We start from the raw sequence: 13,697 nt of genomic DNA on the forward strand, positions 1-13,697 counted from the left end.
ACAGTTAAAACGGAAGTTTGAATCCGTCGGGAAGGTCCTTTAGACCCTTCTTGGGAAGACCTTTTTCCAGAAGACTCTTGAGAACATCGTTATGCTGCGTGACCCGCTCCGTCAACTCACCGGCAATTCGTTCAAACCCGGATAAATCATTCTTGAGTTGTTGCATCGGTTCTGCAATCTTCGCCGAGATGGCCGCCTGAAGCTCAGAACCAAACTTCGCAGCCAATTCCTTCACCATCTTGCCAGCCGCATCCTGAAGAATACGATCCAGGTCGGAGGATATCCTGACATCAGGTTGCTCCAATGTCCCCGTCACATCGGCCTGAATAGACAATTGGGAAATATCAGTCACGGCAGAGCTGAGCGCTTTGGTCAAAGGATTGGGATCATCCTCCCTTCCTGCGGACAGGTGAAGGCCACGAAGATTCCCGGCGCCATGAACCGTCAAGGCCCGGCCCTTGAGTTCCGTGTTCACATTGATATCGCTCATCCCGCTCGTCAGGGTAACCGGCCATTTGGCATCTTTGGACAATGCGAGATTGGTGAGTTCATACCCTTTCGCCTGCACCGTAAACTGATCCTTGGAATCGGCAGGCTCCACGTGGTTGAGAGCCCCTTCCAATGCAACAGACTGAACCCCTTTCAACCGGTCCCCGGAAAAGGCGAATGTCGTGAGTTGCCCCAACATCGGTTGATCGGTGGTGATATTGTGAACAGTCCCTGCCAACTCCCCTAAGTCTAAATCGATTGATACCTTCGTCAAACGAATCAGAAAGTCGGGGAGCGGATGCGCTTCCTTGAAATGCACATCCAGGCCCTTCCCCCGCAAAGGCTTGTGCACCTGAGGACCGACCTCCCCATCCACTGTCCTTGCTCCTTCCAGAAGCGGCTTCGCTCGCCCATACCAAAACGCCCCCTGGTGAACCCACGATCCAATCTGAGGCCCTAATAGCGTTTGGCTCATATTGGCCAATCCTTGCGGAGACAAATTATATTTGGCCTTGAGGTGTTGAATATCCCGTTGTGGTGCGGTTTGAATCTGCTTCAACCGGGTACGAAACAACGCCACAGTATTTTCAAATTCCTTTTTGGCGCCTGTTAACGACTCAATTTCCTGTTCAATATCCTGCTTCAACGTTTGCACTTCGCCAACCCCTCCCAGCAAGCCCTCTAATCCCCCCTTCCCCGCTTTTTTTAAATTTTTTATGCGTTCCTCATATTGGGCAAGCTGAGCTTTTCCCGGTAAATTCTTCAGTCGTGATTCCCACGCCTCTTGTTCCCGCTGCAGATCCGCCTTCAGCGCTTCAATCAACCGGATGGTTTCCAGATCTTCTTTCTCCAAAATATTTTTCACGTCAGGCACTTCTAGAGCCGGAAGCGCAAGAGAAAACATTCCGGACTCTTCTTCAGGAGACACATCTGAGAGAGGCTGAACGGCGCCGGAAGTGGTTCTGGGAGTATCCAATCGAACCCCTTCCACAGTCATTTCCTCAACAATGACTTTTCTCCGAAACAGGTTCAGTCCGTCTAGACTCATCGTCACCCTGGCCACTTCCACCGCATTCGTCATGGGAAACTTGGGATTGGCCACTTGCAGTCCCGCCAAGGAAAGTCCTGCCGGAAACAGGCTGAGATCGGCCTCATCTACCTCCACCTTGGCTCCCACAGCTTTGGTCCCCGCACTTTCAATTGCTCCTTTCACCCACTCATCCACAAAAAATATCCACACACAACCCACAATGGCCGCAAACACCACAAATGCCCCAAGACCCCACCACCGAATCCATTTCGTCATCAGCCCGGCCTCCAGGACGAAAGGGTTTCATAGGTACGATACAACTTGCTGGCTTTAAACATTTGCATAATCCTGTTTTTTTGGACCCAAACCATGACATGTTGGCGATAGCGCCGAATCAGGAGGTTCGAAAGCAGAAGAACAGGGACAAACAAAGCCACGGAAAACACCAGGCTGCCCATCACAATAGAATTATTGAAATGCTCCAGTCGCCACCACACCGATTGATAGAGTGAGGTCCATAGATCTGCGAGGGACGGGGCGGTCAGAACGGCCAGCCCGAGCTGGTGAAAAAGTGGATCAAGCAGATAGGCAATCCCCGTAAATAGCGCCAGCCCCAACAGAAAAGCCGAAAGATTCACACGCAGAACAAATACCAGCAGGACCACAAAGAGATTGTGCAAGCTCACAAGTGGGGTGAGCCCTACGATCATCGCAAAACACAATCCCAAAGAAATTTGCCCTGGGTCGGTTTCTGAATTTAGAACGCGGAGGAGTTTGGCAAGAAGCTTAATCATGTCCTTTAAAAGGCAGGTGCTATGGACATAATATCAGAATAGCTTTGAAACCGTGCTACGTCTACCTAATAGGTAGCAGAAATTCCCAAACAGGTTGGAGCTTAATTTATACTTGGAGAGGTCAGTAACGTAGCCGCGGTTTCGTTCCTTCCGCTTGTGGTCTTTTCCGGATCAACGGCCCGCCGCGATACGCTGCGCTTACTTATGGTTTTTGCCTTTGTCCGATGCATTTTCTCCCGCGAGTGGTACGGAAGAATTCCGCTTAGGACCTCCGCCAGGGTGTCGCACGGGACATCCTCCAATAACTTGATGGCAGGCTTGGGATCGGGGCCGGAACGGCCACCGACAAAGATATCCACCGCTTCGAGCACCTGACCTTTGACTTTAATCTTTTTCCCTAACAGACCGACATCGGCGACGAGATGATTGCCGCAGCCTGCCGGACATCCCGACCAGTGCATGGTGATGGGTTTCATCTCCGTGCCGATCATCGCTTCAATTCGTTTGGCGGTTTCCACCGCTCGACTTTTGGATTCAATGACTGCGAGATTACAGTAGTCGCTTCCCACACAACTGACTAAGCCTTTTTGCACCGGCGTGGGATTGTAGACAAAGCGTTGCAAGAGGGGCTCCTCCGTCAGGTCTCCCAACACGCGATCTGAAACATGAGGCATGATGACCGCTTGATTGGCCGTCAGACGGAGTTCCCCCGTGCCGTAGATGTCGGCCAGTCCCGCTATTCCGTGCAAATCATCCGCCTGAATACGGCCGACGGGAATTTTGAGCCCCACATAGTTCAAGCCTGTCTGCTTTTGCCGATAGACACCCATATGATCGTTGACTGCCGACTTCCGGACATCGGTCCCCGCTCGCGACAATTCCCATCCCACCTCCCGCTGAACTTCCAGACGAAAACGTTCTTCGCCCCAGTCATCCAACAAAAAAGCCAGTCTGGCAGTGGTACGGGAGTCCCGGCATCCATGATTCCGAAAGACCCGAAGGATGGCTCCGGTCACCGCCACGACTTCCCGGGGAGTCACGAACACGTCGAGGGGGGTGGCAATGCGGTACCCGCCGGATCCAAGTTTGCCTCCGGCCAACAGGTTAAATCCGGTGATCGGGCTGCCCTCCCCCTCGACCGTCGCGGGCACCAGAGCCAGATCTTGTGTTTCAAGGTGTAAACAGTTGTCGAGACAGCCGGTAATCGCCATATTAAATTTTCGGGGAAGATTCGAATAGGCCCGATGCCCTACCAGTTCTTCTGTGAGCCGCTTCACCAAATCCGTGGCGTCCAGTTGTTCCTGCGCCGTTAACCCGGCCACGGGACACGTCATGATGTTACGGACGTTATCCATGCCGGTTTGCAAGGAGTACAAGCCCGCCTCCTCCATTTGACGAAACACTTCCGGTACATGCTCAATCTTCAAATGGCGTAACTGAAACTGCTGACGGGTTGTCAGATCCAACACGCCGTTTCCAAAGGTGTTTGCGAGGTGCGCCAATGTGCGCATCTGGACCGACGTGGTTCTTCCTCCTGGAATCCGCACGCGAATCATGAAGTATCCCGGCGTGGGATTTCGCAAAAATAATCCATACCACTTCAATCGTTGAATATCTTCATCCGGAATCGCCTCCCACCCTAATTCCGCATATCGGGCAATATCCTCTTTGATGTCCAAGCCGTCTTTTTCTCCCTTGAGCACTTCAATCTTATTCATCCGAATCCCTTCCCGTTCCTTTCTCGATTCCATCAACCACCCGTGGTAATTCCTAATTTCTCCGACCAACAACTAGGGGCTGAGGCAATAATTTCCCCTCCGCTGGTAGATGGATCGGCCGTGACGAGTCAGGTGACACACCTTCCACAACCCTTTCTGTTTTCTTGATCCACCCACGGACAGGACTGATGATCCAATAGGCACCTCCCATAAACACGACCCCACCGACGATATTTCCGGATACCACCCACATCTGATTCCAGAAAAACCCGGCCCAGGAAACATCCGGACCATGTGGAAGGAATAACGCGATCCCCAGTAGCGATTGATTCGCAATGCTGTGTTCAAACCCGCTTCCGATGAACGCGAAGAGGCACCAAAAAATCAGCATGATCTTGGCGGCATCATTGGTCGTGCGAGCAGCCGACCATACAGCCAAGCACACAAGCCAGTTGCAAAGAATCCCGCGAATAAACAGTTCCCCCATCGGAAGATTCATTTTAAGGGATGCTACGTGCAGCAATAGCTCGCTTTGCGGCGCCTTTCCCACCACGCCTGAATACGCGACCAACCAGGCCAATCCCAATGATCCGGCCAGATTGCCCACAAACGACCAGAAAAAAATCAGCCCGGCCTCTTTCATCGAGATGGACTTAGCCAGAACACCAAGAGCACACACCATATTGTTTCCGGTAAATAGCTCCGATCCCGCAAAGATGACAAGGGTGAGCGCAATGCCAAATGACACGCCCATCACAAGTTTCAATCCGGCAGAACCTTCAGCCCAGAATGGAGCTCCCACACTAAAAATCAAACATATCCCAAACCCGAGATAAATGCCGGCCAGGGCGGATAAGACGAGGTATCCGATGGGATTGCTTCGGAGGTACTCCACTTTCCTCTCTGCCAGTTGAACCATCCGTTCGACATCCACCGTATGCATGACGTTCTCCTTACCAGGTTATTCAGTTGTCCCCCAAAAAAAAAGCGCCACCTGCCTGAACTACGGTCGGATTTTTCCGCCTTGCCCGGGCAGTGGCGCCTTTGCCACCTTCCCCACCATTCGCTCCTCGAAAGATGGAGTATGAATTCTTTTTCTTACCTAATAGCTAAATCATTCGTTTGGGAAGATTGTCGTTTCAAAATGTCAGTTCCCTCGATTCATCACCCAATTCTCGCATTCGACTAAAAAAAAACGCCCAATCCCTCTGAGGAATTGGACGCCCATTGTCCAAAATCTCTATTTAAATTATAAAGCGACGTCATCGTCACTTTCCATCATTTTTATCAGACAACCAAACTGATGTCAAATATGGAGCTGGTCAATAGACCTGAGTTACATGCACCTATCGAAGGTATACAAAGAACAGGGCCCCTGAATCGATGTGAACCAGAGACCCCGTTTCTTATGGCCCTAAAAGGTTAGAACGCGCCGGTCCCAGTCCTGGAATCTGCGACAACCACTTCCCCCCTCATGCTCCCCTTCCCGTGAATGGGGCAGTAGAACACCTCCCAACTTCCACCAAAGTTTTCCCCCACTTTGGGCGTGACTTTGAGTACCACGGTTTTCCCCGGCTTTATCTTCCAACCGCTAGCGGCTCCGTCCTTAACCACATCGGCTTCCCCAGACATCTCCACATCCATGTGCTTGAACGACTTGGATACGAATTCGTGGGGTGTCATGTCTTCGTTCTTCAAGGTAATGGTGTTGGTCATTCCGGCGTCCATGGTGAAACCGGGGGTCAAGGTGCCGGATGGGCTTTCAGAGGTAATGTGATAACCATTATCCTTCACCACGATGGTTGTGGTCGGCCATACTGCCGCCAGGACCGGAAACGCCATGGCAAGAACGAGGGTTCCTATGAGTAAAAACTTTAAATTGTTAAAATTGAAATTCTTCATAAGGCGTCCTGTCGGTTGTAAGATATTAAATGTTGAAAGTCGGGGAGAACCAAATCCTCCATATCAATTCCCTCATCAACTTTCCCCTTACCCCCCAAATTACTGACAAACACTTCACAACATCAAACAATGTTCAATAAAACATTAGACAGCATTAATTTATACCTGAGTTCCCTATGGAATTTTAAGCAGGAAAACTCGTTTAAATTGAGAAGAAAATCTACTCTGTCCTCTATTAGCTTCAAGCCATACCTTTACCCGATTTTCTAGGTTTTGCTTTCCCGCCCAGGAGTCCGGCCCACTCCTGACCAACGCGCATTTTTCCCTTGTCCCTTTTCTAAAAGGTCAGAAGTTCGTCTAATTACAGGAGTCACTTGCCTTCGCTACCCTGGCAATGAGGCAGAGCTTTTTATTCACCCATTTCTCTGGAAATTTATAGCGTGATTTTATAATTGCGGAACTGTTCGGTTTGCATGAAGTTCAGAAATGACTATCGGGTGGTTCAAGGAATTTGGAAATTGAATTCAGATCATGAAATCCGGATTTCATGGACATGGTGAATGCACGGCTGACAAACCAAAACATGTCCAACGAGAGATGGAGAGAGGAAGATCAGTAGGGAAATCGCTTCACGGGAAAACCCATCAAAAATCCGAAACTGAAGAGGAAAAAACCCCTTTAGTGAGGAAGAGAGCGTACGAAGGCATCAAGCGATTGCATGTCTGGAAAGACCGTGATTTTTTCATCCCAAAAAAGAGAGGAATGGGCTTGCGCAAATTGTCCGCCTACGCCGATCGGTGCAAGGGGTTTAATGAGTGAGGCTAATTCCTTGACGATCATTTTGGCCTCTGTAAGGGTACGATCGACCGTCAGGGAAAGGAGAACATAAGATGGGCGGAATTGTTCACAAAATTTTGCCAGTTCGGGAATAGGAAGATTGGCCCCTAAATAGTGTACGCGACATCCACGCACCGCACACAGGTAGGCTGCCGTCATGGCCGATATTTCGTGCCACTCCTGGGCCGGACAGGCCACAACCACATGCGGATCTCCCTCTGATAATTGAAATTGATTTAGGGCCGAAAAGATTTTCTGCTTGACTTGGTTTGAGACGAAGTGCTCTTGGGCGACCCCCATCACGCCGTCATGCCATAGCTGGCCAACCCTCTCTTGTAGAGGAAGCAAAAATCGGTGCAGCGCTTCCTCAAACGGGATGACAGCCAATGCGCCATTCAGTTTTCGCTGAAAACCGAGCCGATTGCCCTCCTGGATCGCCTGAATCAATTCGGAGATTAGGTTCTCGGAATGCGGCGTCTCAGCCGCGGATCTCACCCAGTCCTGATGAGCCAGCCTGAGAAGTGTTTCCCGCCCGGTCTCTGCTAGCTGCCCGATGCTCATCCCCTGGTCGACCTGCGATTTCAGGTATCTGAATAGTCGAACATCTTCATCCCTGTAGAGCCTATAGCGATTGGCTCCCCTAGTTGGATCTACTAATCCATAACGTTTTTCCCAAGCGCGTATGACATGTGTCGAAATTCCCGTAAGCTTTGAGAATCGTTGAATTCTATACATTGCCATATTAAGAAATTACAATTAGAGTCTAATGTATGTCAAATATTTAAATACAAAATAATTGACAAACATTATACTAAGTGCTAAAACATTAAACATACTATAGACAAACATTAACTATTAACGATTCACTTATGTGATGATCATTCAAGGGAGGAGCTAAAATGTACAACCAAAACAAACTTGATAACATTGGCTCAATTGGCAGATCTATTGCCGACCCTGAAACCCCATCGACATGCTCAAGATGCGCAGGACTCTTAGTCAGTACGTTCTGCGTTTCCCCAGACGAGGAAACCTCCCATTTTCAAATTCCTGTTGCCAAGTGTCTCCAGTGCGGTGATGTGATCGACCCGCTAATTATAAAGCACCGACTCTCAAAGACCCTGCCACAACCGCAGCCCAAGAAAAGACGTCCCTTTGCCAATCTGCAGGTTATTTCAAAGGGATGAACTAGGGAGACAGGTAATCTTTTTTTATTTATCTTTACAGGCACGGATCAGGAATTTCCAATAATAGAAAATTTCATTGTACATATTGATCAAATTCTAGATAGCGGCCATGAAACATTCTCTAATCAATAATTTATCCACAGGCTAAATAATGATGCAGCGAGGCAATTTATATTTCACTTACCTAGCCGTATTCCTTATAATGGGGTGCGGTCAAGGAGGGACTTCTTCGCGACCAACCTTAGACGTTCCGCTTGAATTCGCCGACAAGCACATGCCAAAAGGATGGTGGAATGACCCAGTGGTTTTGTCGGAAGGTCGCTTACTGTATCAGGGTGTAACGAAACCATTCGTGAATTGTGCGAAATGTCACGGGAGAGATGGAAAGCCTACCAAGAGGGGTGCCCCGGATCTCACCGATGCCAAGAGAGTTAAGAGGTTTTCCGATTCCTACTGGTTTTGGCGCATCGAAGAGGGAGTTCCCATGACCTCGATGGAGGGCTGGTCCAAAAAGTTGTCTGATCAGGAGATCTGGAAGATTATTGCCTACCAGCGGAACTTTGCACTCAGGGGGCAGGCTTATAATCCTGCAACCGACCGATGGGAGGACCCGGAAGCCCAGCAACAAGCCGCTGCCAGCCCGGTTAAAACAAAATGAAGCGAAACGTAACATCGACTAATAAAAAAAGGGACTCAGAGAGCAAGGAGGTAACGACGTCTGTGTGTAATGTGCAGGCCGGGCCGGCGGTTCATGCGACGGAGTGTCACAATTAAAATCTATTATTAATTTTATGATCCACCTGGGAGGTATGAAGTGATGATGTTTAAAAACTCACTCGCTGAAACAAGAAAAGTCGGCGATCAACTCAAAATTCGATTGTTCGCATCCGCCCTCATCGTGCCGGCCGTTCTCATGTCATTCGGGTCTGTGCTAGCGAACGAAATGGTCCACATTCCATCCGGAAAATTCATTATGGGAATCGATAAGGTCATGCCGACCTCGGCCAAGGGAGGGAAGTTGAAACCCTGGTCCGCGGAAGCTTTTCATGATGAAGGTCCTGCACACCAGGTTGAGTTGGGCTCTTACATGATCAACAAATATGAGGTGTCCAATGGTGAGTATAAGGAATTCATGAAGGACACCAACCATCCTGCGCCTGCTTACTGGGACGACCCTCGTCTCAATAAGCCTAATCAGCCAGTAGTCGGAGTCAATTATCATGATGCAACAGCCTTTTGCGAATGGAAGGGGGCACGCCTCCCCACCGAGGCTGAATGGGAAAATGCCGCACGCGGGCCGCAGGGACTCAAGTATCCATGGGGAGACCAGCTCGACCCCAAGCTCGCCAACTTCGGAAGGAATCAACCTTCCACCATGCCGGTCGACTCTCTCCCTGAAGCAGCCAGCCCTTATGGACTCCATCATATGGCCGGAAATGCATTCGAGTGGGTTTATGATTGGTATGATCCCCGGTTTTATGAGAAGGGCCCATTCATCATGAACACAACTGGTCCGGAAAAACCGGTATGGCTCGGGGGAACCGGTCTCTATGTTGACCGGCTCACGACCGGTGAAAAGAGAGTGATCCGCGGTGGGTCTTGGAACGCGCCAGTTACCAGTATTACCACCACGCATCGGTTTTGGAATCAACCCATGAACAACAGTTACGGTGTGGGCCTGGGATTCCGGTGTGCCAAGACAGCCACCAAAGAACCGGAGCAGTACGTGCAATATCACTTCATGCATGCTCTGATCAGCATGGGAGAAGAAAAGTGGAAAGACGCGCTTGATTCAATAGAGAAAGCCCTCCAGGAGGACCCGGAAAATGCGGAGTACAAAGCCACCCGAGAGGTCATCAAAAAGATGATGTAAGCACTTCGGATAAGATTCTGACGAGGCAGCATCATCATGATCTGCCTCGTCACCCATCACTCTTTGCGAGCCGTCTTATGCTGGCAAGCACAATCAAGTAGTTCAACGAGAAACCAACTTCTCGGTCATTCCTTTTCAGTAAGAAAACAGGAGACAGTGCGAATGGGGTGTCCCCGAGTGGAGACCAGAATCCGAAGCTTACCCAAAATACGTCTTAGGAAATCAACGTGATCGCACCCTATCCGAAAAAATTCTGAAGTGGAGTGGCGGCAAAGAAGATTGAGGAGAAAATTCTTAATAAGAGGCTGTCATGAAATACCTAATGCCAATTGCGATCGTACTGCTAGTCACAATCTCCGAACCCGCAGCAGCAGAGCCAATCCGGCCAACTCAGGATAGACTCGCCGAAGCCCAACATCTAATCCATGATGCTAGTCATTCCATGGATAATGCATGGGATGCCTTTCACAAAGCCGCCCTGGGAGGGACTCTGGCTTCTCCGGAAATTCAAACTGCCGCGGAGGCAGACCTCATGAAAGGTCGCGACCTGTTGCGGAAAGCCATGATGGCGCAACATGAGGGCAACATAGAAGAGGTGAGAAATTTAACGAAACAAATACATCAATTGAGTGCTGAGATCCAACGAAAAAGCCAAATGGAGAAAGAATAATGGTCCTGCTGTCATTATTGGTATTCCTGTTGTCCATAGGGTTGGCACAACCCTCATGGGCACTTCATCTCGAAGAACAATGGGATTATGCACCGATGATCAAAATTCCTAAGGGTCCCTTTCTCCGCGGAAGCCTTCCGGAAACTGGTCGATTGGACGAATTCCCACAAAGGGAAATTTATTTGGATGAATTTTTCATAGACAAGTACGAGGTCACCAATCATCAATATACAGAGTTTTTGGTGGCAACCGGACATAGGGAACCGTTGAACGTGTATGGAGAGGTCTCTCTAAGCCAGGAAGAGGGGATCGATCATTTGCCGGTCGTTCAAGTGAACTGGAATGACGCTGAGGATTACTGCATATGGATAGGGAAACGTCTTCCAACCGAAGCTGAATGGGAAAAGGCCGCCCGCGGGATTGATGGGCGCATCTATCCATGGGGGAACTCCACTCCCACGAAAACTCTCGCCAACTATGATCGGGAATGGGATGACGGAAATGCGCTTCAATTGATCGGGACTCTTCCAGGCGGGGCATCACCATATGGCGTGCAAAACATGGCCGGGAACGTCAGGGAGTGGGTCCAGGATTGGTACGCCGAGGACTACTACAAAGATTCTCCAGATCGAAATCCCAAGGGTCCGGGTACAGGAATTCTGAAGGTCGTTCGGGGTGGCTCCTGGCATAGTTTGGAGGCCGATATCAGAACGGCAGCCAGGGGAAAGGGAGGGTTTGCCCTGAAGACTCATGGTGTGGGCTTTCGATGTGCACGGGATACCGAATCATTGGAGACTAAATAAACCGGGACTGTGATGTGGGTCTCAACATCTCAGGGAGGATGCTTGACCGGCACCCCGATTGGGACCATGAACAAGATTTCAACACAACTTTTAAGATTTTGAGGGCAAAAGGGTCGGATCCCATTGATGATTTAGCCCCAAACCCGGTTCTTATGAGGTGCGAAACTCAAGGACGCTTTGCTCATGAAACCATCGATTGCCCCTCCTCCAACGTTTCATCCTATTTTCAATCCGGACTTTGTCCATTAAGGGCGAATTTAGTTGAGAATTCCTGTCGATCGAACTCCTTCATCTGCTCCTTAAAGATCTGAATGAGGGAAGATTCCAGAGAGGATTAATTATGAAAATTGTCATTGCCGGTGGAACAGGATTTATCGGACGAGAGGTTTGCCGGGTACTACATGATGCAGAGTATTCCGTTTTCATCCTTACCCGACATGCAGGGGACCAGACCGCGTCTGCCGCCCCACAAAGTCGTTTCGTCCAGTGGGACGGGGTGACTCAGGGACCATGGGTTCGGGAATGCGAGGGGGCAGATGTCGTCATTAATCTATGCGGTGCACCGATTGCGGATTCCCGCTGGACGGACAAGCGAAAACAAGAGCTTATTGACAGCCGGGTGCAACCGACACAAGCCCTGCTTCAAGCCATCTCGAGCTGGAAAAACAAACCACACACATTTATTTCCGCATCAGGAGTCGGTTTCTATGGAGCCAGAGGTGAAGAAGAGCTGAATGAATCTTCTACTCCTGGCAAAGGCTTTCTTTCTGATCTTTGTCAGGTTTGGGAAAATACGGTTATGGAAGCCGAAGCCTTGGGTCTTCGGGTGATTCCAATCCGATTCGGTATGGTGTTGGGACCGGATGGCGGAGCCCTAGCAAAAATGTCTTTGCCGTTTCGCTTGTTTCTGGGCGGTCCCGTTTTACCCGGAACGCAATATGTTTCGTGGATCCACCGGAATGATCTTGCCCGTCTCATTCTTTTTGTGATGACCCGCTCTACGCTGATCGGACCGGTCAATGGAGTCGCCCCCGAGCTAGTCACCATGCGCGACTTTTGTACGACATTGGGACAATCCATGAACCGTCCATCCTGGTTCCCGGTTCCGGAATTTATATTGGAAACCGCCTTGGGAGAGCTCGCCACGATGCTAACAACTGGCCAACGCGTTCACCCACAAAAAGCCCTGAAGAGTGGATTTTCTTATTCCTATCCCACCCTCCAGGAAGCGTTACAATCAATATTTCGCAAACCATCACCTCAAGCAACATAGCTGAACTATTCGCATTTATGCTAAGGAGCGAACCGATGAACATCACAGATAAAAAACAATCACGTTGGCTCATTTTATTCATGGTGTGTTTTCCAGTTTTGACTGCCGGATTGGTTATTCTTTTCTGGGGATCCTCCGTCTTGGGAGCGCCTCTCTCATTAGAGAAAGGCAGCCTCATCCCCTCTGTGACCGTAATCGGAAAAGATGGAAAGGCCGTGAACCTTGATACCTTGAAGGGTCACGTCACCTTGATAAGCATTGTTCCCCAATTGAATACTCCGGTGTGTGATGAACAAACACACCGGTTTAGTGAACGCAATGGCGGCCTGGATCAAATGATGACCTTTGTCACATTGAGCACGAATACGTATGAGGACCAGCAGACGTTCGCCACCGAAGCAAATATTCACAATATGACCTTTTTATCTGATGCCCCTGATTATCATTTCGGGGCCAGTTCCGGTCTGCTCCTCGAACAACCCGGTATTCTTCATCGCGCCGTTGTGGTGCTGGATTATCAAGGCATTATTCGATATGTTGAAATGGTACCCATGGGACAGCTACCTGATTTTGACCAGGCCTTGCGGGTGTCCCGAAGCCTGCTCGCCAATGTTTCTTAAGAGGTGACGCGATGACTGAACACATTCTCATTTTTTTTAATTTGTTGGCCAGCGCCGTGTTGGTGGGGAAAATTGTCTTTCTTTCCTTCGTCACAGCACCCGTGCTTTCACGGACGCTGGATGCCGATGCTTTTGCACGAGTCGTGCGAAGTTTGTTTCCTCCCTACTACGGATTGGGAATGCTCAGTGCCGCCGTTGGATGGTTCACCAGCCTCGCCCTGGGTTTTTTCCATGGATTCGGACCCGTGGTGCTTGTCCCCGCTACGTTGTGGTTGGGAATACTGGCGATCGAGCAGTATTGCCGGACTCCTCTGATTGCCCAGATTAATGAACTCAGCGATCAGCTCAAAGCCAAACAACTCAAAGGGATTTCCACACCTCTCCTTCAACGACAAAGAGATGGCCTCCATCGGCGTTCCGTGCAATTAAATTCTCTTGTCCTTCTCATGGGTTTGTGTATTCTCGGTTTTTCCGGCCTGTCATCCACACTGCCATAAAGGA

General features: G+C 49.8%; 13 protein-coding genes. 7 read left to right on the plus strand and 6 right to left on the minus strand.

Annotated features, from left to right (window positions below; genetic code table 11):
• Positions 1 to 4: 4 nt before the first annotated feature.
• The 6 genes from PP769_RS19145 to PP769_RS19170 form a co-directional block, all read right to left on the minus strand.
• Positions 5 to 1,795: a TIGR03545 family protein gene (locus PP769_RS19145; protein WP_312643360.1), complete on the minus strand. Its 1,791-nt coding sequence runs from the start codon at positions 1,793 to 1,795 to the stop codon at positions 5 to 7.
• Entirely contained in the window at positions 1,795 to 2,313 is a 519-nt protein-coding gene (locus PP769_RS19150) for a TIGR03546 family protein (RefSeq protein ID WP_312643362.1), read from the minus strand. Before PP769_RS19150 ends, PP769_RS19145 begins: the two co-directional genes overlap by 1 nt.
• A gap of 101 nt (positions 2,314 to 2,414) precedes the next feature.
• Positions 2,415 to 4,031, minus strand: a complete 1,617-nt coding sequence (locus PP769_RS19155) for a ferredoxin-like domain-containing protein (RefSeq protein ID WP_312643364.1) — start codon at positions 4,029 to 4,031, stop codon at positions 2,415 to 2,417.
• A gap of 52 nt (positions 4,032 to 4,083) precedes the next feature.
• Positions 4,084 to 4,974, minus strand: a complete 891-nt coding sequence (locus tag PP769_RS19160; protein WP_312643367.1) for a formate/nitrite transporter family protein — start codon at positions 4,972 to 4,974, stop codon at positions 4,084 to 4,086.
• A gap of 479 nt (positions 4,975 to 5,453) precedes the next feature.
• The gene (locus PP769_RS19165) at positions 5,454 to 5,933 is read right to left on the minus strand and encodes a cupredoxin domain-containing protein (protein ID WP_312643369.1); all 480 of its coding nucleotides are present in this window, start codon (positions 5,931 to 5,933) and stop codon (positions 5,454 to 5,456) included.
• A 678-nt stretch (positions 5,934 to 6,611) separates the two neighbouring features.
• Positions 6,612 to 7,511 carry a MerR family transcriptional regulator gene (locus PP769_RS19170; RefSeq protein WP_312643371.1) on the minus strand — a complete coding sequence of 300 codons (900 nt, stop codon included), beginning with the start codon at positions 7,509 to 7,511 and terminating at the stop codon, positions 6,612 to 6,614.
• Between the two features lie 720 nt (positions 7,512 to 8,231).
• On the opposite strand from PP769_RS19170, the gene PP769_RS19175 reads away from it, so the two are divergent.
• The 7 genes from PP769_RS19175 to PP769_RS19205 all read left to right on the plus strand — a co-directional run bounded on the left by PP769_RS19175 (position 8,232) and on the right by PP769_RS19205 (position 13,693).
• Complete coding sequence (locus PP769_RS19175; protein WP_312643373.1) at positions 8,232 to 8,615, plus strand: c-type cytochrome; 384 nt, start codon at positions 8,232 to 8,234, stop codon at positions 8,613 to 8,615.
• Positions 8,616 to 8,774: 159 nt separating this feature from the next.
• On the plus strand, positions 8,775 to 9,830 hold the full coding sequence (locus tag PP769_RS19180; protein ID WP_312643377.1) for an SUMF1/EgtB/PvdO family nonheme iron enzyme: 1,056 nt from the start codon (positions 8,775 to 8,777) through the stop codon (positions 9,828 to 9,830).
• A 310-nt stretch (positions 9,831 to 10,140) separates the two neighbouring features.
• A complete protein-coding gene (locus PP769_RS19185) occupies positions 10,141 to 10,500 on the plus strand; it encodes a hypothetical protein (protein WP_312643379.1) in 360 nt (119 codons plus the stop codon).
• Entirely contained in the window at positions 10,500 to 11,303 is an 804-nt protein-coding gene (locus PP769_RS19190) for a formylglycine-generating enzyme family protein (protein ID WP_312643381.1), read from the plus strand. The genes PP769_RS19185 and PP769_RS19190 overlap by 1 nt, the downstream gene beginning before the upstream one ends.
• Positions 11,304 to 11,643: 340 nt before the next feature.
• Complete coding sequence (locus PP769_RS19195) at positions 11,644 to 12,576, plus strand: TIGR01777 family oxidoreductase (protein ID WP_312643383.1); 933 nt, start codon at positions 11,644 to 11,646, stop codon at positions 12,574 to 12,576.
• Between the two features lie 35 nt (positions 12,577 to 12,611).
• A complete protein-coding gene (locus PP769_RS19200) occupies positions 12,612 to 13,196 on the plus strand; it encodes a redoxin family protein (protein WP_312643385.1) in 585 nt (194 codons plus the stop codon).
• An 11-nt stretch (positions 13,197 to 13,207) separates the two neighbouring features.
• On the plus strand, positions 13,208 to 13,693 hold the full coding sequence (locus tag PP769_RS19205; RefSeq protein WP_312643386.1) for a DUF4149 domain-containing protein: 486 nt from the start codon (positions 13,208 to 13,210) through the stop codon (positions 13,691 to 13,693).
• Positions 13,694 to 13,697: the final 4 nt, after the last annotated feature.

Source organism: Candidatus Nitrospira allomarina (assembly GCF_032050975.1).
Taxonomy (GTDB): Bacteria; Nitrospirota; Nitrospiria; order Nitrospirales; family UBA8639; genus Nitrospira_E; species Nitrospira_E allomarina.